Source organism: Kallipyga gabonensis, assembly GCF_001286805.1.
GTDB classification, from domain to species: domain Bacteria; phylum Bacillota; class Clostridia; order Tissierellales; family Peptoniphilaceae; genus Kallipyga; species Kallipyga gabonensis.
Genome location: NZ_CXYV01000002.1, coordinates 294,563 through 316,142, shown reverse-complemented (window position 1 = coordinate 316,142; position 21,580 = coordinate 294,563). Strand labels below are relative to the sequence as shown.

Sequence of the window (21,580 nt, the reverse complement as noted above, 5' to 3'; positions counted from 1 at the left end):
CTCCTTATACGCTATGGTTTGGGCCCTGGGCCCATTTCTCATTCTCATTCATCCTCACTCTAGCAGGGGGCAATCTACCCACCGTCTAAAAGGGACGTGGACCGCAATTTTTGTAAAAAAAAGCCCCCGAAGCCGAAAGGCTGGGGGCACTTTGCTACTTTTATTGGTTTTCCACCGGGCTCAGGTGTAAATCAATATATTGTGGAGGATCCTCCGGGCCAAATCCACCCAGGATGACACCGGTCCCATCCTTCAAGGAGTAGTAAAGAATATACAATCCGGACCCAATCTCCTCATGAGGTAAGTGGTCGAAGTCTGCCCAAGTCACCTTGTCCACCCCCACCTGGCTCACATAGCGGAGGACATCCTCCTTGGTTTGTATCTCCTTTGCCTGGATTTTGGTCTCATTTTTATCAGGCAGATCGGGGGTCTTCACAAGGCTGAGTTTCACCGTATCCGGCGCCTGATCCATGGATGGCCCATCCAAATAAATGCCATTTCCATCCTTTAGCCGGTATTCAACGCTCCAGCCATTCGGGTCGCCTTCGACAGGCTTGGTGGTCTCATGGGGTAAGTGGTCAAAGTCCGACCAGTTGATATTTTTCCCGCCTTTTTGATTGAAATACTGGAGGAACTGGGCGGCAGTGGTCACATCCTGGCTCTGGATCGGGGCCTGCCGGAAAAAGTGAAAGTAGGCGACAATGGCGATGAGGATCAGGATGCCTACAAGAGTACGACGTCTATTTTTGTCTTTCATAGCAATTACTCCTTTTTTTCTTAGGCCATGGCCTCGGGGAACATCTCCATGTACCGGGATTCAGACCCGCTTCCATCGATGATCTCTTCGATAATTTTTCCGTCCTTTAGCCAGAGGATGTCCTGGGTCATCTTATCCACTTCACTCAGGGTGTGGCTGGAGATGAGGATGGTGGTTCCCGCTTCAACCAGGTCTTTGAGGAGGCGGCGGACTTTGACAATGGCTGCCGGATCCAGACCGTTAAGGGGCTCATCCAGGATCATGAGTTTGGGCTTATTGAGCATAGCCAGGGCTAAGAGGAGGTGCTGTTTCATACCCAGGGAATAGTCGCCGACCTTTTTATTCATATAGCTTTCAATATCCAGAGCATCTACTACTTCTTTCACCCGATCCGGATCCAGTTTTTGGGCCTTTTGAATAAAAAAGAGGTGGTCGTAGCCGGTCAGGTAGTCGTAAAGGACACGGTTGTCTTTGAGAAAGGAGCAGGAATAGAAGATCTTGAGGTCTGTATTCTTTAACCCGACGACTTCGATGGTTCCTGGGCTTGGAGAGATAATGTTGGAGATACAATTAAAGAGGGTGGATTTTCCGGCTCCGTTGGGTCCAACCAAGGCATAGATGCCGGGTTGATCCAGGGTCATGGTAATGCCTTTGAGGACCTCTTGTTTTCCATAGGACTTCTTTAGATCCTTAATTTGTAAAATGGCCATGATTAACTCCGATCTTTTCATTCATTATCTTTGTGTTGAACAAATACGTGTCCAACCAAGCCAAAGACCAACCCCCAAACTAAAAAAACGACCATCACCAGAGGAGGACTGGCCAGGGGGAGATCCCGCAGGACAGAAAGACTATTGTCAGCCACCAGGGAAACTTCCAGGTAGGGGAAGGGGGTCAGGGCCCGAAGGCTTGCTGGAAGGAAGCGGCACAGGACATAACCGGCCAATAGGAGAGCCGTGGTGGCGAAGATGAGGTTGTTTTTTTTCCGGATAAAGAGGGAGAGGAAGGTGGCCAGGGCAGAGATGAAGAAACTGACCAAAAAGAGGGTGACCATAGTTCGCCCTACAAAACCGGCAACGCTAATAAAGCGGTAGCCCCCATTTTCATAGAAGGCTACGGGATAGTTATAACTTCCAAAGCCTTCACAGACCCCGCCCAGAAGGATCTGAAAACCGAAGAAGACGGTGATGACAAAAACGGAGATCAGGACATGGGCAAGGATTTTCATCCAGTGGATGGTTTTTCGCCGGTAACCGGACGTGTACATGAGTTCGATTTGCCGCCCCCCCTCCCGGTCTGTCGTATAGCCGGTCATAACCATAAGGAGGACTAAAGCCAGACAAAGAAGGCCGGAATGCTCGTTGATTAACAACTCATAGGGGAAGAAAAACCCGTCCGCCTCGTTCTTTGAGGTTCGCAGGACATATTCATCCCGAACTTTTGGACTCTCGAAGTGGTCGTAGGGGGAAATTGAGATGACATATTCGCCAACAAGCGGTTTTGCCCCTCTTTTCCCGGCTTCACGGTAGATGTCCTGGGTAAAGCTAAGGCTGGTGCCGGGGTAGTTCATCTTTCGAAACATGTGATCATACCAATCCACCTCTTTCTGAGCCCGCCGGCTAAGAGCGTCATAATAGGCTGCACTGTCATTATTTTTATAGCTATCACTAAGGGATTGATATAGCTTCAATTTCTCTTCCTGCTCCCGGTAGGTGGTCTCATAGCTTTCTAAGAGGGTTTGGTAATAGGTTTTTATTTCCTCGGTCCAATCCTTGACCGGGATATAGCCCTCTTTTTCATTGCCATAGAGGTGGTTCATGGTGTCCGGATCTTGTATGTAGTCCAGCTCTTTTTTTGCGTCCTCAGCCTCCTCTTGGTACACACGAAGAAAGCCCTCGTCCCCCAATTGGTTTTGGCGAACGTCACGAGCCAGCTTTAAGCGGGGAATAAATAAAATGACCAAGACCACAAGGCTGCCGATGAAAAAAGTTCGGAATCCCTGGCTATCGACAATCTTCAGGGTCTCCATCTTTATAAGAGACATGGACCGTTTCCGCCCCGCCTTCCTTCCCTCAACAACCTCCACCTTGGGCAGGCAGGAGAGGGCAAAAAGCAGGAGGGAATAGCCGATGAAAACCAAAGAAAAGAGGGGAGAGGAAGGAGGAAAGAGTTCTACCTGAACCATTCCTCCGGGGGATGTCCACACCCATTCCTCCCCCAGTAAACGCAGGACGACATTTCCGGCAAAGAGGGGGTTGGCACTGTTTTGGAAAAGCGGAAGGTGTTGGGTCAAGACAAAGAGCCCGGCAAATAAGGTCAGGGAAAGAGCCAAAGCCTTTTGGCTGTGAAAACGGGTGGAGAAGAAAAGGGAGAGCATGGACCAAAACAGGGCGATGGAGAGAAAACTGAGCAAGGAAAGAAGGAGGACCTCCCAGCCGTAATAGAAAAGGGGAGGAGAAGAAAGATCAGATAAGCTGGCCGGGTCCATGATCCGGTAGAGGGCCTGTCCACCTGCCGGGGGCAGACCCAGGAAGGAGAGGATGAGGAAGGAGAAAAACCCCAGAAAAAGGAGGTAGAGGGCCAGGTCGAAGAGAATGACCAGGGCCTTTGCCAGGATGACCCTGGCCTTTGCCAGAGGCTGGGTGTAGAGAAAATGAATGGTCTGGTTTTCTCTTTCCTCGGCATAGAAATTGGCGTAGAGAAGGACAAAAAAGAGAAAGACGGGAAGACCCAACAAGACCGGAGAGCGGTGGATAAAGGCTTCGACCATATTCTCGCCTAGGGGATGAACGTTGGTGTAGGGGTCATCTTCATCGAGGCGGAGGAGTTCCTGATTCTTGAACACTTGCCACTTTAAGTTTTGCCTTTGCTCGCCGAAATGATCGGATGCAAATTCCCGGAAGATGTCGGAGTGGGTCCGGATAAATTCCTGGTTAAATTCTGCAGAATGAAGGTCATACTTCAAATTTTTCCGCCGACCTTCTCGATATTCGGGAGAATTGGGCGACAATTTTTCCAGCTTGTCGATATTCACATAGGGAGTGTTCGATTGGATGGAATCAATTGCTTTCTTTTCATTATATTCTGTGATGATGTCTTGAATTTTCTTATTGCTGGAATCAGGAAAATAACTATAAATAGAGGACTCATCGGCCTCAAAGCGATGTTCAACAAGCCCTGTAAGGTAGTTGGGTTGGAGAAGATAGGCATAAATACAGAGGAGGAGGGAAAAAAGGAGAATGATCCAGGGCTTTTTTTGCCGAAAATGCTTCTTAATTTCGAAAGTAAACATGATTTCTCCTTAATAGTGAAAGAGGCTTCCATGATGGGAAGCCTCGCAGTGATTCTTGATTTCCTGAATTATATCTGTCCGGGAGATAGAGGAATCAGACCATGATAGGTGACAGTAACTCTATTGCTGGAGGTTGGAACGACTTTTACTTTTGGAATATATCCCTCATAGGTGAATCCATAATTCCCCGACCGATGAACAAAAATTGTTTCATCAATTCTTTGATTTCTTAAATAATTTCTATCTTCAGAAACAGACATCCAAGGATCGACAACGATGCAGGGTTTCACATCTTCCTCATGTACAGGTTTCGCTTGTGCTGGTGGAATAAACACACAGGCAAGGAAGAGGACAACAAAAACAGAAATAATCCAATACCGTTTTTTCATAGCTTGCTCCTTTCAAGCACATAAAAGAAAACGTTTATCTAATTGTCATTTTATTACGATGTCACCAAGATGTCAATGTATATTTGTTAATAATATTTGAGGTTACTCTAAAGGTCTGCACCATCACCATCCTTTCCATCAACAGCAAAGCCTCACCTTACCCCCAAATCCTCCTTCATCAGCCGGAGGGCCAGGTCGGAGTCCTCTTGGGCCAGGAGACCCATGGCGTAGAGGGAGTAGGTCCGGTCGATGTAGACCCGGGGGGAGGCAGGGTAGAGGAGGGGACGTTGTTCGGGGTCGGGGTCCATGCCCAGGACCCGGTCGGGTTGGGGGGAGTGGACCAGGACCCCGCCGGTCCCGATGATGGTGGAGAAGTGGGTCAGGTCCTTGCCGCTCAGGTAATAGATGGACCGGCCGGTGAACTCCCGGCGGAGGGTTCCCACATGCCGGCTCAGGGCCTTGAGGTAGGCCGCCCGGGCCATGGCCTGGTCGATGGCCACCTCCTCGGGGCTATCCGGGATGAGCCGGGTGTTGGCAGTCCGCCTTTGGCAGGCGGAGGCGTAGTCGGCGGGATAGAGGGCTTCCAGGGCCTCGTGGCCGACGTTCTCCAGGAGGCTTTGGGCCGAATACCGCATGCCCAGGTCGCCTTCGACCGTCCGCTTGTCCAGGGGTTCCTGGAGACCTTCCTCCCGGAGCTCATAGGTCTTGTCCCCAATCCGGAGGCGGGGCTCCCGGGGATGGCCCAAGCCCACGGAGTGGATGTCCGTGGTGGCGCCCCCGATGTCAACCAGGAGGAGGTCGCCCAGGCCGGCCTGGCTCCCGGTTCCCAGAGAAAGGAGGCGGGCCGCCTGGAGAACAGCATCCGGGGTGGGCATGATGACCTTGCCCAGGCGGTCTTCCAGGACATCCAGGCCCTTGGACCGGGTGATCCGGCTCATGAAGATGGACCGGATGACTCGGCGGGCGGGGTCAGCGTTCAAGACATTGACCTGGGGCATGAGGTTTTCTGTGGGAAAGACCTCGAAGCCGGTCCCTTCCAAGATGTCCACCACCTGGTCACGGACGGCCCGGTTGCCGGCCACGACGACCGGAGGCCGCCGGGTCAGTCCGGTCAGCTTTTGGGCATGGTCCAGGATGGTCAGTCGGTTGCCCTGGTCGGTTCCTCCGGCAAGGAGGAGGATGTCGGGGGACAGCCGGTCCATCTCCGCGATGTCTGCCTCATCCAAGCGGAGGGCGTAGGTTTTGAGGATCCTGGCTCCGGCCCCCAGAGCAGCCCGGGTGGCGGCTTCGGCGGTCAGCTTCCGACCCAGGCCGATGGCCACCATCTTGAGCCCGCCGGCGGCGGAGGAGCAGAGGAGGGCCTTGTTCCATGAGGGCTTAGTCCCGGAGGCCTCTTCCAAGCCCTCCAGGACCCGGTCCACCCCTAGAGTCACGGACCGGTCCACGGTTGTGGTGGACTGGGCCCGGGCCAGGATCCGGCCGACCCGGCCATCCACCAGGGTCCCCTTGGTGAAGGTGGACCCGATGTCAATCAAAAGGTAGTTCATGGTTTAGCGAGCGGCGGCAGGATCGACCATCTGCCGGTCCTTAACCACGAGCTTTCCTTCTTTATAGACTTCGGAAACGTGGTTGGTCCCGAAGTGGTAGAGGGCGAAGTCCAGGTTGGGGACCTTCATGACGGTAAGGTCGGCCTTCTTGCCGGTGTGGAGGGAGCCGACCGTCTCTGCCCGGCGGACCGAGTAGGCGGCGTTGATGGTGACGGCATTATAGACTTCCACCGGGGTCATCCGGAGGTAGAGGCAGCCCAGCTGCATGGCGAATTGGAGGTTGGCCATGGGGCAGGAGCCGGGGTTGCAGTCGGTGGTCACGGTGATGGCCATGCCGGCATCCAGCATCTTCCGGGCCGGGGCGTAGGTGTCCTGGATCAGGGAGAAGGTGGTTCCGGGGAGGAGGTTGCCGATGACGCCGGCCTCCGCCATCTTATGGATGTCCTCATCTGTCACCATCATGAGGTGTTCGGCGGAGGTGGCCCCCACCTCAGCAGCGACGGCGGACCCGCCGATGGACTCGATCTCATCTGCATGGATCCGGGTGGCGAAGCCCAGGTCCTTGGCAGCCAGGAGGAGGCGTTTGGACTGGGCGGCTGTGTAGACCCCCTTCTCGCAGAAGACGTCCACGAACTCCGCCAGCTTCTCCGCCTTGACATCGGGGAGCATGGCGATGATATTATCGATGAGTTCATCTTCCCTTCCCTTATATTCAGGGGGGATGACATGGGCGGCCATGAAGGTGGAGACCAGGTCGGCGGGCAGGGTCTCATTGAGCTTCCTGACCACCTCCATCTGCCGCTTTTCCGTCTCCCAATTCAGGCCATAGCCCGACTTGGCCTCGATGGTGGTCACCCCGTGGATCATCATGGTTTCCACCAGGTCCCGGGTCTTGTCATAGAGCTGGTCGAAGGAGGATTCCCGGGTGGCCTTCAGGGTGGACAGGATCCCCCCGCCTTCCTCCAGGATTTCCAGGTAGGACATCCCGTTGAGCTTTTTGGAGAATTCATGTTCCCGGGAGCCGCCGTAGACCAGGTGGGTGTGGCAGTCGATCAGGCCGGGGAGGGCGATGTGGCCGGACCGGTCCAGGACCTCGGTTTCCGGACCAACCAGGTCGGCGGGGACTTGTCCGCAACCGGTGGCCAGGATCTTCCCGTCCTTGAAGGCAATATAGGCATCGTCTAGGATGTCAGCTTGGTTCATCTCCTGACCACGAAGGGGGTGGCCGGGATCATGGGGGGCAAATACTTGGTTGAAGTGGGTGAGAATGCGGTCAGCGTACATGGATCCTCCTTTGTGCCGGCTCATGGGCCGGCAGGGGTTCAAAAGAAGCGAAAGGGTCGACCTCCGCTTGAGAGAAGATTTTTATCGTCTACCTATTATATTCCCTCACGATCCAATTACAGTCAAAAAAACCCTTTCCAAATTGACCATAAAAAGACGGAAGCCGACTATTCTTAACTTGTTAAGGAAAAGATTCTGCCTTTTTGTCGGTTTTTGTTGCAAAAGTAAGGAGGAAAAGATGTTAGATAACAAGGAAATCGCCGGGGCCATGCGGATCCAGCTGGACTTCGACGAACTGCCGGAGATGCCGGCCTTCAAGGAAGGCATCCGCCGGGCACCGGACCGGGGCTTCCGGCTCAACCAGGCCCAAACGGAAGTTGCCTTGAAGAATGCCCTTCGCTACATTCCGGAAAGGTTCCATGAGGAACTTATCCCTGAATTTTTGGAAGAGCTGAAAACCCGTGGCCGGATTTATGGCTACCGCTTCCGTCCGGAAGGGCGGATCTATGGCAAGCCCATCGATGAATACAAGGGGAAATGCACCGAAGGCAAGGCCATCCAGGTTATGATCGACAACAACCTGGACTTCGATGTCGCTCTTTATCCCTATGAACTGGTCACCTACGGAGAGACCGGGTCTGTTTGCCACGACTGGATGCAGTACCGTTTGATTAAAAAGTACCTGGAGAACCTGACCGATGAGACCACCCTGGTCATGGCTTCGGGCCATCCCGTGGGTCTCTTCAAGTCACGGAAGAATTCTCCTCGTGTGGTCATCTCCAACGGCATCCTCATCGGTGAATACGACAACCATGAGGACTGGGAGATTGCTGAAGAGATGGGCGTGACCAACTACGGACAGATGACCGCCGGCGGCTGGATGTACATCGGGCCCCAGGGCATTGTCCACGGAACCTTCAACACCATCCTCAACGCTGGCCGCCTGAAGCTGGGCCTGGGCCATGAGGATGACCTGTCCGGCAAACTCTTTGTCACCTCCGGCTTGGGCGGGATGTCCGGTGCCCAGGGAAAGGCAGCGGAGATTGCCCATGCGGTAGCCATTGTTGCTGAAGTCGACATCTCCCGGATTGAGACACGTCTGGAGCAGGGCTGGATTTCCAAGCTGGCCGAGACCCCCGAAGAGGCTTGCAAAATGGCCAAGGAGTCCCTGGATAAGAAGGAAGCCATGTCCATTGCCTACCATGGCAACATTGTCGACCTCCTCGAATACATCTATGACCATGACATCCACATTGACCTCCTCTCCGACCAGACCTCCTGCCACAATGCCCATGACGGCGGCTACTGCCCGGTGGGCCTGACCTTTGAAGAGCGGACCAAGATGCTGGCTGAAGATCCCAAGACCTTCCGTGAGTTGGTGGACAAGACCCTCCACAGACACTTCAACATCATCAAAAAGCTGACCGAGCGTGGAACCTACTTCTTTGACTACGGGAACTCCTTCATGAAGGCGGTTTACGATGCCGGTGTCAAGGAAATCTCCCGGAACGGTGTCGACGACAAAGACGGCTTTATCTGGCCCTCCTATGTCGAAGACATCATGGGACCCCTCCTCTTCGACTATGGCTATGGCCCCTTCCGTTGGGTCTGCCTGTCCGGCAAGCATGAGGACCTGATTGCCACGGACCATGCGGCGATGGAGGCCATTGATCCTACTCGCCGCTACCAGGACCGGGACAACTACAACTGGATCCGGGATGCGGAAGCAAACCAGCTGGTCGTCGGAACCCAGGCTCGTATCCTTTATCAGGATGAAGTGGGCCGTGTCAACATCGCCCTGGCCTTCAACAAGCTGGTCCGGGAAGGGAAGATCGGCCCTGTCATGATCGGCCGTGACCACCATGACGTCTCCGGTACGGATTCTCCCTTCCGCGAGACCTCCAATATCCGTGACGGTTCCAACGTCTGTGCCGATATGGCCATCCAGTGCTACGCCGGGAATGCGGCTCGCGGAATGACCTATGTGGCCCTCCACAACGGTGGCGGAGTGGGAATCGGCAAGTCCCTCAACGGTGGCTTCGGCCTGGTCCTCGATGGATCGGAAAAAGTGGACGAGATCATCCGCCTCTCCCTCTCTTGGGACGTTATGGGCGGGGTGGCCCGTCGGTCCTGGGCTCGGAATGAGCACGCTTTGGAAGTGGCGGCCGAGTGGAATAAAAACCATGAGGATGGCCATATTACCCTTCCATTTATCGCCAATGATGATAAAGTAAAAGAGGCGGTCAAGAAACTTTTTGACTAAGGAATAAGCAGGTGGAGAAGGCCGGTCCCGGCCTTCTTCGGCTTGTTATCGATGGCAAAGGAAAAAGGACAGGAGGACATTCGTGTCAAAAAAGAAAGTGCTATTTACGGTCGAGTTGGACCAATCCGGAAGAGACTTGCTGGATCAGAATGATATTGAAATCATCGTCTCGCCCGACCAGAAGGAAGAAACCTTCATCAAGATTCTCAAGGAAGAGAAGATTGATGCCATCATCACCCGGGTGGATCCCATCACCCCGGCTATGATGGATGCTTCCCCCAACCTCAAGGTTGTCGCCAAGCACGGCGTCGGCCTGGACAACATCGATGTGGACTATGCGACCAAAAAGGGCATCCAGGTTACCTGGGCTCCGGGCGGCAATGCCAACTCTGTAGCCGAACACACCCTCATGCTCCTCTTCATGGTGGCTCGCCGGGTCCGCCACGTTGACCAGGAACTCCGCAGCGGAAACTACAACGTCCGCTACACCCTCAAGAACACCTACGAGCTGGGCGGACATACCCTGGGCCTCATCGGCTGTGGCCGGATCGGCCAGATGCTGGCGGAAAAAGCCGCTTGCCTGGGCATGAAGGTCATCGGCTATGACCCCTACCAGAAGCAGGAAAATATGAAGGCCCCCATCACCCTGGAGGATAGCAAGGAAGAGGTCCTGAAAGAGGCGGACTTCATTTCCCTCCACCTTCCCGGAACGCCGGAGACCCATCGTTCCTTCGGCATGGCGGATTTCAAGGCCATGAAGAAGACCGCTTCCCTGGTTAACTGTGCCAGAGGCGAAGTCGTCAACACCGAAGACCTCATCGAAGCCATCAAGGCCGGCGAAATCGTCGGTGCTGCCCTGGATGTCTTTGAGCAGGAACCCTTGCCCATGGATTCCCCGCTCTATGATATGGAAGAAGTCATCCTGACCCCCCATACGGCAGCGACCACCCGTGAGGCGGTCTACAACTGCTGCACCATGGCCGCCACCGGCGTCATTGAAGTATTAAAGGGAGAGCCTGTCTCCTATCCCGTAAACCATTTGGATAATTTGGAATATCGTTAAGGAGGATATCCATGGCCAAAGAAAACCTGAACCCTTTTGAATCTGCCCAAGCCAAGATCAAGAAAGCCTGCGAAACCCTGGGCTACAGCGACGACGTCTACCAGATCCTGTCCCAGCCCCAGCAAGTCATTGAAGTCAACATCCCTGTCCAGATGGACGACGGGACCACCAAGGTCTTCAAGGGCTACCGGTCCCAGCACAACAATGCCATCGGCCCCTACAAGGGTGGAATCCGCTTCCACCAGAACGTCAATATTGACGAAGTCAAGGCCCTCTCCATTTGGATGACCTTCAAGTGTGGCGTCATGAACGTCCCCTTCGGCGGCGGCAAGGGCGGTGTCATCGTTGACCCCAAGACCCTGTCCGACAATGAGCTCGAGCAGCTCTGCCGTGGCTATGTGGACAAACTCTACCGGAACCTGGGCGAATACTATGACATCCCCGCTCCCGACGTCGGCACTAACACCAAAGTCATGTCCTGGATGCAGGATGAGTACTGCAAGATCAACCAGGGCAATGCCAACTTCGGCGTATTCACCGGCAAGGACCCCAAATGGGGCGGCTCCCTGGGACGTGGTGCAGCCACCGGCTACGGCATCTACCTGATCGCCAAATTTGCTGCTGAGAAGATCGGCATCGAGATGAAGGGCGCCAAGGTTTCCGTCCAAGGCTTCGGCAATGCCGGAAAATTCACCGTCAAGAATATGTGCAAGGGCGGTGCCAAGGTCGTGGCCATCTCCGAATGGACCCGTGAAAAAGGCACCTATGCCATCTACAATGAAAACGGCTTCGACTTCGACGAACTGGAAGCCTACATGGAAAAGAATGGCAACCTCATCAACTTCCCCGGCTCCAAGGAGCTCAATGAAGAGGAATTCTTCACCCTGGATGTGGACATCTTCGCTCCCTGTGCTCTGGAAAATGCCATCACCGAAGAAGTGGCCCACAAGCTCCAGTGCAAGCTGGTCGCCGAAGCCGCCAACGGCCCCACCACCCCCGCCGGTGAGAAAGTCCTCATGGACCGTGGTATCGTCATTACTCCGGATATCCTGACCAACGCCGGTGGCGTCACCGTCTCCTACTTCGAGTGGGTACAGAACCTGGCCGGCCGCTACTGGACCGAAGAAGAAGTTGTTCAGCGTCAGGACGCGGCTACCGAAGTTGCCTTTAATGACATCTGGGATCTCGCTCAAGAGCACAAGTGCTCCATGCGTGATGCCGCTTACCTCGTTTCCATTAAGCGGATCTACGAAGCCATGAAATTCCGCGGCTGGGTAAAATAGCCTGAAGAGCAGTCACAGATAAGCGGTCATAGAGAAGCCCCTTGGCCCTGTGCCGGGGGAAATAAGAAAGAAAGCCCCTCGGCCTGATGCCGAGGGGCTTTTTTGTGGGGGGCGAGGGTTGGCAGAGCCGGGCTGGGTGGTGTATCTTGCCTGGAAAGTATCAAGCACTTCGTTTCTTATAAGGTAACAAATTCCGGTGAAAGCCTTGAAAGATCTAGGATTTTTTGTTAGAATAATTGAGATACCGGGGTGTGGCGCAGTTCGGTAGCGCACTTGTCTGGGGGACAAGGGGCCGGAGGTTCAAATCCTCTCACTCCGATCAATAAAGAAACGGCTTGAAAGCAATGGTTTCAGGCCGTTTTTCTTTTGCTTTAGGTTATCCACATTTTGGATTTTGCCCCCAATTTTGCCCCCAATTTTTTTCTAGATTATTTTGGCCATCTGGACTTTTTTTTCTATCATAGTGTTGGTTTGAAGAAATCGCCACAACCACCACTACTAAGGAGACAAAAATGTAGTGTTGATTTGCAAAAAATCGCCCAACCACCACTACTGAGGCGGAGAAACTATAGTGTTGATTTGCGGAAATCGCCACAACCACCACTACTGAGGCGGAGAAATCGTAGTGTTGATTTGTAAAAATCGCTACAACCACCACTACTGAGGCGGAGAAACTATAGTGTTGATTGACAGAAAATCGCCAAACCACCACTACTGAGGTGGAGAAATCATAGTGTTGATTGGCAGAAAACCACCAAACCACCACTAGGCGAGAGCGGGCAGAGGACAATATTCCCTCATCGGATAGAAAGAAAGCGTTTTTTAGGATAGAATAGGAGAAGAAAGAAAAGGGGTTGAACAGGGACAAGGGCGGATTTCCTGCCCGGGACCTAGAAAGGATAATCACTTGAGTAAATCAATTAAAGTGGTGGACACGATCCTGCGGGATGCATCGCAGAGTTTGATTGCGACAAGACTGACCACCAAGGAAATGGAAGGGGCTCTGGATTTAATTGACTCGGCCGGATATTATGCCGTGGAGTGCTGGGGTGGAGCGACCTTCGACACCTGCATGCGTTATCTGAATGAGGATCCTTGGGAAAGGCTTCGGACTTTCCGCAAGGGGCTGAAGAATACCAAGACCCAGATGCTCCTCCGCGGACAGAACGTCTTGGGCTACAAGAACTATCCGGACGATTTCGTGGAGCTCTTTGTCGCCAAGTCAATTGAAAACGGGATTGACATTATCCGGATCTTCGATGCCCTGAATGATCCGAGAAATCTGGAGACCGCCATGAAGGCGACCAAGAAGTACGGGGGCCATGCCCAGGCGGCGATTTGCTATACGACGGGTCCGGTCTTCACCCTGGATTATTTCACCAAACTCACCAAAGAGATGGAAGAGCTGGGTGCGGACTCCATATGCATTAAGGATATGGCGGGCCTGTTGACCCCGGACCGGTCCTTCAAGTTGATTCAGGCCATGAAGAAGGTTACCGACCTTCCCATTGAGGTCCATAGCCATACTACCGCCGGAACAGCTTCGATGAGTCTTCTCAAGGGAGTGGAAGCCGGGGTTGACATCATTGACACTGCCCTGTCTCCCTTAGGCGGCGGGACATCCCACCCGGCCACCGAGACCATGCACATCACCTTGAGTGAGATGGGCTACGATACCGGCCTTGATCTGGAAGTTCTTCAAAAACTGGCGGAGTACTTCGGACCCATCCGGGACAAGTATGTCAAAGACGGCGTTCTCAACATTAAAATGTTGGAAGTGGAGCCCAAGGCCCTGGTCTATCAGGTTCCCGGCGGCATGCTCTCCAACCTGCTTTCCCAGCTCATCCAACAGGGACGGCCGGAACTCTATGAGCCGGTCTTGAAAGAAGTCCCCAACGTCCGGGCAGACCTCGGTTATCCACCCCTGGTGACCCCCATGTCCCAGATGGTCGGGACCCAGGCCACCATGAATGTCCTCATGGGCGAGCGTTACAAGCTGGTCCCTAAAGAAGTCAAGGACTATGTCAAAGGGCTCTATGGCCAGCCTCCCGCACCTATCTCCGATGAGATCCGGACCAAGATGATCGGCAATGCCGCGGTCATGACTGACCGGCCGGCCGACCACTTGGATCCCATTCTTCCCAAGCTGCGTGAAGAGACTGCAGGCTTGGCGAGAACGGAAGAAGATGTTCTCTCCTATGGATCCTTCCCCGAAGTGGCCAAGGATTTCCTCCAGAAAAAGTACGCCTAACTTCTGAAACAATCAGCAGACAAGAAGAGGGCGGAGTCCAACACCGGGATTCCGCCCTCTATTTTTCTCTATACTTTCTTTTCTTAAACCAACCTTCCTTTAATCAATAATACATGGGTCTAATTAGAGAAGGATAGTTGCTCAATAGAGATTGAAAATAAGCGATATGCCCATTATAATAATGAATATGAATACACTAGGATATGATTTTTTTAGTGAGGAATCGATTGAAATAAAAAATGGTCAATCCTGGAAGAATAGACGATTTCATAAAAATTATGGTCGTGAATAACCAGATCAATGGAAGTAGAGGAGGAAGAGGATGAAACGTTTTTTCATGCGAAGTCTTAGCTTCTTGTTAGGCATAGCCATGCTTCTTACGGCGATGCCGATCCAGTCTTCGGCATCACCGGCATATCCCGAGGAAATGCAAAATAGCTTACTTCGCCAGGCGAATGGGAATAGCTTCGATTATGATGCGATCCCGGAGGAGAAAATCAAATTTATTAACCAGAAGTCGGTCTCTGATCCGGCAGACCTGGGCGATGATCCGGCAACAAAGGAAGAGGCAAATGAACAGATAAAAAATGCCCAGATGCCGAATACCTACCACATCAAAGTTCAATATATGGCGGTTAAAGATGGGGAAGAAGTGCCCATCTTTCAACCCTATGAAGCAACCGTGGGGGATGAGGAATATCGGTATACCGACAACCGGGGAACTGAACAACCGGTAATGTCTGATGCGGAGAAAAGTCAGATTAATAAGACGGTGAATCTTCCGGATATTGATGGTTACACCCGTCCCACCCCCAAAGTCCAATTGAATTACGATTACATTAAACAGAAGGCAATTGAGGGGACAAAGAGCGGAACGGAGTATATGGCCCTCCACCCGTATCGCTATCAGGCAAAGGAAGGGCAAATACGTGTTAAGCATGTTTTCCAGGGGCTATACGATAAAAATCAATATGGACCAAAAGATGGAGAAGATCAGCTGATCTATACGACAGTTAATGGTCTTGTTGGATCAGACGTGATTGTCCAGCCTCTTCGCGAGGAGGAGAGAATTGGTTACACTCCGGAGAAAACAGTGATCCATACGAGAATTCCGGAGAATAAAGAAGATGCGGTTATTGAATATCGTTACAACCGTGACGCCTTCAATATCCGATTTGATATGGACGGCGGATCGGCGGTTCCTTCGCAGAGACTCTACTATGGACAGACCATCCCCAATCTGGATCTGAAACCTGAAAAAATTGGGGCAACTTTCGATGGTTGGAAGGCGAACGTCGACTTGTACTACAAGACGGATGACGGCGTAAAAACGCTGGCCAAAGGGACAACATTCCATATGGATCAATTTCCTGATGGGATTAAAGAAGCCATGCCAGCCCAGAATATTACCTTTACTGCACTCTGGAAACAGAATCCAAAAGCCAATTATACGATTCAATTCTGGACACAGAAGGCTGAATCGGATGCTTATGATTTCATTGCAGCCAAAGTGGTCACCGATGCGGAAACCGGGTCAAGACCTGATCTTTCCACCATGATGCCCGATGGCATTAAATTCCCTGAAATCGAGAAGTCCCTGACCGACCAAGGGAAAGAAAAGGAACTCAACAAGTATTACGTTCGCAACACGGAGAAGATCCTGGAAGCCAATAGCGAAAAGATCCAAAACGAGGACGGCACATCCGCAAATTTGGTCAAGAAAGTTCAGCCTGACGGTAGTACCACATATAATATTTATTATAATCGTCAGACATACACGATGCTATTTGAAAAATTCGGTATAGACCATCCGGAATATGGCTATCCGGCTAAAGAAGCAAAGATGGTGCTTCCTGATGGAACAAAATATGATTCTACTAAGGAAGTGAACAAGCCATACAATTTCAAAGCGAAGTTCGGCGAGAGAATGACAAAATGGCCTAACGATATGTGGCTCATAGGGGAAGGTGGAATCGACTTTGACCCAAATCGTAGTTTTATAGGCTGGCAGTTAAATTCAGAAAACAATAATAATGAAGACCAAAGTCTATATCTTGATACACCGCCGTATTGGCTAACATCAAAGGATTTTATAGATAGAGATTATGGTGCACTAGATCCAGATGTAACGCGTGCAACTCACTCAACTTCAACTGGAGAATTGCTACCTGAGAGAACTATTTCTCTTGGACCTTCTTCAAGTGAACAATATCAATTCGCTATCTATTATATGGAATATTTGTTTGAGGGCATCGATGGTGCACTCCACTATAATCCTGATATGTCATATACCAAGATTGATACATCAGGTTCATACGAATATCCTGCTCCGGGCATTGTAGGTTTTAAGCCTAGGTATGTTGGGATTAATCCTTTTAACGACGCTAAGGAGCGTCCTGCTAAGAAAAAAGGTCATACGGAAGACCTATCAAAGCTTACTTTTGATGAGCTTGGCAAGGAATTAGATAAAACTGAAGAAAATAGAAAAAATAATGAGAAGTCATTCTTTGAACCTATAGCTGAGAAGGGAATTAACGGAGTCCCTTTCAAAGATATTCCTAGATACCGCTTTGCATTTACCTATGAACGTGAGAAATACAAGCTGTTTCTTGACACGAATCCGTCAGATATAAATGAACATTCTGATTTTGCTGGCAAGAAGCTTGCAAGTGGTAAGGATGCGACTGTAACTGATGTATATTATGATATGCCTCTCAGAAAACTAAATCTTGACGAGGAATATAAGCTTACTGAGGCGGATAGACCTGCCAATGTGCCGGATGACTTCGTTTTCAAGGGATGGGCGATGGACCCTCAGGGTAGCAAGCTGATTAAAGATACAGTGAAGAAATCTGAAGAGCTTGAGGCTAAAATCGGTGATAAGTATGAAGAATTAGCTAAGAATTCTAAGGACAAGGATAAGAAATTCAAGATACAGAATGAAATAAAAGAATTAAAGGCTAAGCTTGCCGATGCTGATGCTAATATGCCTAATTATGATATAGTTCTTTATGCGAAATGGGGCGAACCTGATGTCGATTGGAACCTCACTTTTGATGCCAATGGAGGAAGGTTCTCAAATCTTCTTCCCCAAGATATTGCGACCCATAAAGAGGGAGAAAAAATCCAAACCTCGAGCGGAACCGTTCCTTATGTTTTGCCGGTAAAAGAATCCGGAGATGAGAAGGAGCAGAAATTCCACGTCCGAAATGGTATGACGGTTCAGGCACCGACTCCTCCGATAAGAAAGGGTTACGATTTTCTGGGCTGGGAGATCGTTCGTTACAAGGCCGATGGATCGATCGACACCTCCTATAAGGATAAGTACGGCGTGGAGGAATTGTACGCCTTTGGCAATGGCGTGGTCAGCGATGTCTATTTGAAGGCAATTTGGGTCAAAAATGACATGGTTGACATCCTCGCGGAACACTACTTCCTGGATGAGGACTTTCATCCCGTGAAGGAACCAATCAGGGTGACCATCCCAAACAATCGCGTAGGGGAATATACAACCACAACCGGGAAATATCAGGGGAATGAATATCTCCTGATCCCGAGAAGTGAATGGGACAAGCTGGAAGAAGAATCCGGCGAATATAAACAATATGTAGAAGAAACGGAACGAAAGAACACCTATTTCCAAAGTTTGCGTGTGGCAGCAGATAAGATTGATAACCACGGCAAGCTCGAGGATAACCCTGAGGCCAAGAAGAATTATTTCCGCTTCTTCTATAGAGAGTTTACCAAGAGACACTATACGGTCAACTATCTCAGCACAAAGAATACAGCGGTAGAGTCTTTGCCGGCAATAGGGGGAAAACCGGATGACAGTTACACGATTATTCCTTCAGAAGAGGTAACAAAGGGAAATAACGATTATGATGCGGTAAACTTCCGTGAGATCCCGGGATGGAAGCTCATCAGCACACCCCAGAGACAGCTCTTTTTCGATGTTGACAGTGAAGGGAAAATGACCGGCATTAACGGGGTGGCTTCCAGTGAAGTGAATTTCTACTATCAGGATGTTCGTGTTATTAAAAGGAAGACACCGGATTCTGCTGTGCCGGATGGTTACCATCGTGTCATATTCAAAGCGGGCCGGGATGGTTCCTTCGGCAAGGATGCCGAGGGTAATCCAATCAAAGAAGTCTTCTACGACGTGATTGATGGATTGGAATTCCGGAACATTCCCGTTCCTCAAGAGCAGGATGCCCAGGGAAGTCTTCTGCCTCCGGTGATCACACCGGATCCGAATTGCGAATTTGTCGGTTGGCAGGAGAGTCCCTTGCTCGATGCCAACACCGTTATCCGGAAGGACTATACCTTTACGGCTAAGTTCAAACCCTTGAAGGACGTCATCGAAATTACTACGGGAGATGAAGACCTTCCCGACTACTTTGTTGATGTCTATCTTGATACAACGGATAAGGCGGATGCGTCCATTACGGATAATCAGTTTACCGGTGAGAGCAAAAAGCACTTTAAGGTCAATCCCGAGAAAATTGTGGAAATTCCTGCTGCTGATCCGCGAGGTGGCGGGGTAAAGGACAAAGACGGAAATCCGCTAAAGGATTCAAAGGGCAAGGAGGCAAAGTGGCAATTTAAGTCCTGGCAGGTAAAGGAAGATGCTACCAAGGCTTGGAATAAGGGGGAAACGATCAAGGATCAATTCACCAAGAAAGTGACGACGATTGTTGCCCAATATAACCTGAAGTGGTCGGACATGGAGCCTGTTCCGGAAACTGAGATAGAGGGAATGTGGGTATTTGAATCTCTGAAGAAGGATGACGGGACCTGGGTGAATAACTTCATGCCCCAAAAAGCTCAGTTTGACCGGGCTTTGGAAAAAGTAACCGGTCTTCCGGATTATCAGAGTTATCGAATCATTACCAGCGAAGAGGACGTTTATGACCTGGTTAAGGAAGAAGGCGGACCGGTGGGCGACAGCCGGCCAAGAACCGTTGAAATCCAAGCAGAGGTCACCTTTAAGAACGGAACAAAGAAAGTCGTCAACATTCCGGTCAAGGTATTTAAGAATATCTATCGTGCCTTGAATGATGAGGATAAGCCGAACGTTGTGAAAAATAATCCGGAGCTTTCCGATTACGTCAAGGTGACTGTGAATCCTACGGATAAGGCGGTGGATAAGCAGCGGAGAGTTTACTATGTCAATCCGCTTGCCCAGGTCCTTATCCCGGAAAAGGATCCAAAGCCAATCGGAAATTACACTTTTGAGGGTTGGTATTATAAGGATCCGGCTCAAGCCAGTGAAAAAAATCCCCAAGGAAGAGTGGAGGTGGATCTGGCAGAACGCATGACCATTCCTCAGGAAAGAGAGATCATCGCCGCTTATTCAACACCGACACAGCCCATCCTGCCCTTGGAGCCGACGGCAAGGAAAATCATCAAGAATATTGGGGATAGCTTGACTGTGGATGACTATGAAGAAGTGATCACACCGCCCAAGGATGAAAATGGCAAGGATTTGCGGAAAATCCTGACCATTAAAATTGTCAAGCCCAAGGCAGAGAGAGTGACGACGGAAAAAGAGGGCGATTTCAAAGAAGCCATTGAAGTCTTCTATGAAGATGGGTCAAGTACCATTATTGATGTTGACGTGAAGGTGGTTCCTGATTATGTTCCGCAAACAGGAGATGATAAACCGGAAGTGCCGGAGAACTTTGTGAAAGTCACCTGTGATCCGACGGATAAGGCGGTGGATTCGACACCTCATATCTATTGGGTCAATCCGGAGAAAAAAGTTACTTTACCGGAAGGGGATCCAAAGGGGAAAGATGTCCTAAAAGCAGATGGCACAAAAGATTTTACCTGGCTATTTACGAAGTGGGACAAATCGCTGACCGGTATCTTCAAAGAAGACACGACGATTACAGCGGAATATCAGAAGGATTATGGCGGCCTGACTCCCATTGTTCCGATTTCTGAACCGCCGGTGGTGGATCTTGTCCCCTATGGCGAAGACAAGATCACCGGAAATGGCATTCCCGGTTCCAAGATCACGGTGACCGATGAAGATGGCAATCCCCTGAAGGGAAATGATGGAAATCCCATTGAAGTTCCTGTCGATGAGACCGGGAAATTTACCATCCCGACAAACCGGTTGCCGGAAGGGAAAACGCCGAAAGATGTCTATCTGACCCAAACAGAGAAGGAAAAAATACCTTCTTATCCGGTACCGGTAGTGGAACAAGGTCCGAAGTACATTGTTTCAGAGGATCCGGACCATCCGGGTGAAGTGCCGGAAGGCTATGTCCGCCTCATCTTTGATGCGACGGAAGACGGTACAGTGGAAGGACATCGGAAGAAAGTGATCGATGTTCGGAAGGATGTTTCTTATAAAGACGCTGATTTGCGGAAGGAATTCCCTCAAACGGCGATATATGAAGATGGAACGATGAAGTTTGATCGTTGGAGTCCGCTTGTTCCTGAGACAGGCATGGTGGAGCCGGAGATATTCATTGCTCAATATACGGAAAATCCCAAGGTGATCACACAAGATCCTGAGAATCCGGACCCTGTTCCGGAGGGTTATGTCCGTCTTATCTTTGATGCAACCATGGACGGCACAGTGGATGGTTATACCAGGAAGATTTTGGATGTGAGACAGGATGTCACCTATGCAGATCCGGATCTCCAGGAACTCCTGCCCACGATGGCGGTATATAAAGATGCGACAAAACGCTTTGACGCCTGGGATTCCCCTGTACCGACGGAAGGACCGGTAACGGAGAAAACTTATACGGCCCTCTATGTGGATAATCCTAAAGTGATTATTTCAGAGGATCCGGACCATCCGGGTGAAGTGCCGGAAGGCTATGTCCGCCTCATCTTTGATGCGACGGAAGACGGTACAGTGGAAGGACATCGGAAGAAGATCATTGATGTCCGTAATGATGTCACCTATGAGGACCCGGATTTGCGGGCAGTATTGCCGGAGACGGCAAGGTATAAAGATGGCACCAAGCTCTTTGATAAGTGGTCGCCAATGGTGCCGAAAACCGGTCTTGTGAAGGATCAAACTTTCGAAGCACAATATAAAGCTAAGCCGGTGGTTCCGAAACCGGATCCTGAACCCGGAACTGATCCGGACAAGCCAAACCCGGACAAGCCAAACCCGGACAAACCGAACCCGGGAACCAATCCGGACAAACCGAACCCGGATCCAAAACCGGGGACGGACACAAAGCCGGGTACGGACCCCGGAAGTAAGCCCGGAACCAAACCTGAGCAAGGGAAGAAAGATCCTGCGACTTCGAATTCCCCTGCCAACAAAGGCGGAAAAACGAATCAAAGCAAGGCACCACATACCGGTGATCTTTTCATCCTACCCTATGCACTAGTGGGACTTGCTTCGTTAGCTCTCTTTGGAACCCTCTTTATTAAGGGCAAGAAAAAGAGATCACAAGAGAAGTAGCCGGTAGAAGAAAAAG

The 21,580-nt window shown here is 51.0% G+C and carries 12 protein-coding genes and 1 tRNA gene; 6 read left to right on the top strand and 7 right to left on the bottom strand.

The features are described from left to right. Nucleotides 1–160: 160 nt before the first annotated feature. The 6 genes from BN2373_RS02885 to hutI form a co-directional block, all read right to left on the bottom strand. Nucleotides 161–757: a hypothetical protein gene (locus BN2373_RS02885; protein ID WP_053942672.1), complete on the bottom strand. Its 597-nt coding sequence runs from the start codon at nt 755–757 to the stop codon at nt 161–163. A 20-nt stretch (nt 758–777) separates the two neighbouring features. Further along, nucleotides 778–1,467: an ABC transporter ATP-binding protein gene (locus tag BN2373_RS02880; protein WP_053942671.1), complete on the bottom strand. Its 690-nt coding sequence runs from the start codon at nt 1,465–1,467 to the stop codon at nt 778–780. A 17-nt stretch (nt 1,468–1,484) separates the two neighbouring features. Then, nucleotides 1,485–4,049, bottom strand: a complete 2,565-nt coding sequence (locus BN2373_RS02875) for an ABC transporter permease subunit (protein ID WP_053942670.1) — start codon at nt 4,047–4,049, stop codon at nt 1,485–1,487. Nucleotides 4,050–4,117: 68 nt separating this feature from the next. Next, nucleotides 4,118–4,438, bottom strand: coding sequence for a hypothetical protein (locus BN2373_RS02870; protein ID WP_053942669.1), 321 nt, complete (start codon nt 4,436–4,438; stop codon nt 4,118–4,120). A gap of 152 nt (nt 4,439–4,590) precedes the next feature. Further along, nucleotides 4,591–5,973, bottom strand: coding sequence for a methylaspartate mutase accessory protein GlmL (gene glmL, locus BN2373_RS02865; RefSeq protein WP_238379617.1), 1,383 nt, complete (start codon nt 5,971–5,973; stop codon nt 4,591–4,593). A 15-nt stretch (nt 5,974–5,988) separates the two neighbouring features. Next, a complete protein-coding gene (gene hutI / locus BN2373_RS02860) occupies nt 5,989–7,269 on the bottom strand; it encodes an imidazolonepropionase (RefSeq protein ID WP_053942667.1) in 1,281 nt (426 codons plus the stop codon). Between the two features lie 238 nt (nt 7,270–7,507). On the opposite strand from hutI, the gene BN2373_RS02855 reads away from it, so the two are divergent. The 4 genes from BN2373_RS02855 (at nt 7,508) to BN2373_RS02840 (ending at nt 12,197) form a co-directional block, all read left to right on the top strand. Continuing rightward, complete coding sequence (locus BN2373_RS02855) at nt 7,508–9,532, top strand: urocanate hydratase (RefSeq protein WP_053942666.1); 2,025 nt, start codon at nt 7,508–7,510, stop codon at nt 9,530–9,532. Nucleotides 9,533–9,614: 82 nt separating this feature from the next. After that, nucleotides 9,615–10,595, top strand: a complete 981-nt coding sequence (locus BN2373_RS02850; protein WP_053942665.1) for a hydroxyacid dehydrogenase — start codon at nt 9,615–9,617, stop codon at nt 10,593–10,595. Between the two features lie 11 nt (nt 10,596–10,606). After that, a complete protein-coding gene (locus BN2373_RS02845) occupies nt 10,607–11,878 on the top strand; it encodes a Glu/Leu/Phe/Val family dehydrogenase (protein WP_053942664.1) in 1,272 nt (423 codons plus the stop codon). A gap of 245 nt (nt 11,879–12,123) precedes the next feature. Continuing rightward, nucleotides 12,124–12,197: transfer RNA gene (locus tag BN2373_RS02840), tRNA-Pro, on the top strand. A gap of 57 nt (nt 12,198–12,254) precedes the next feature. On the opposite strand, the gene BN2373_RS07820 is transcribed toward BN2373_RS02840, so the two are convergent. Then, entirely contained in the window at nt 12,255–12,746 is a 492-nt protein-coding gene (locus BN2373_RS07820) for a hypothetical protein (protein ID WP_154826117.1), read from the bottom strand. Between the two features lie 39 nt (nt 12,747–12,785). Between BN2373_RS07820 and BN2373_RS02835 the strand changes: the two genes are divergently transcribed. Beyond that, on the top strand, nt 12,786–14,129 hold the full coding sequence (locus tag BN2373_RS02835; RefSeq protein WP_053942663.1) for an oxaloacetate decarboxylase subunit alpha: 1,344 nt from the start codon (nt 12,786–12,788) through the stop codon (nt 14,127–14,129). Nucleotides 14,130–14,451: 322 nt separating this feature from the next. Further along, nucleotides 14,452–21,564: an InlB B-repeat-containing protein gene (locus BN2373_RS02830; RefSeq protein WP_053942662.1), complete on the top strand. Its 7,113-nt coding sequence runs from the start codon at nt 14,452–14,454 to the stop codon at nt 21,562–21,564. The last annotated feature ends 16 nt before the right edge of the window (nt 21,565–21,580 follow it).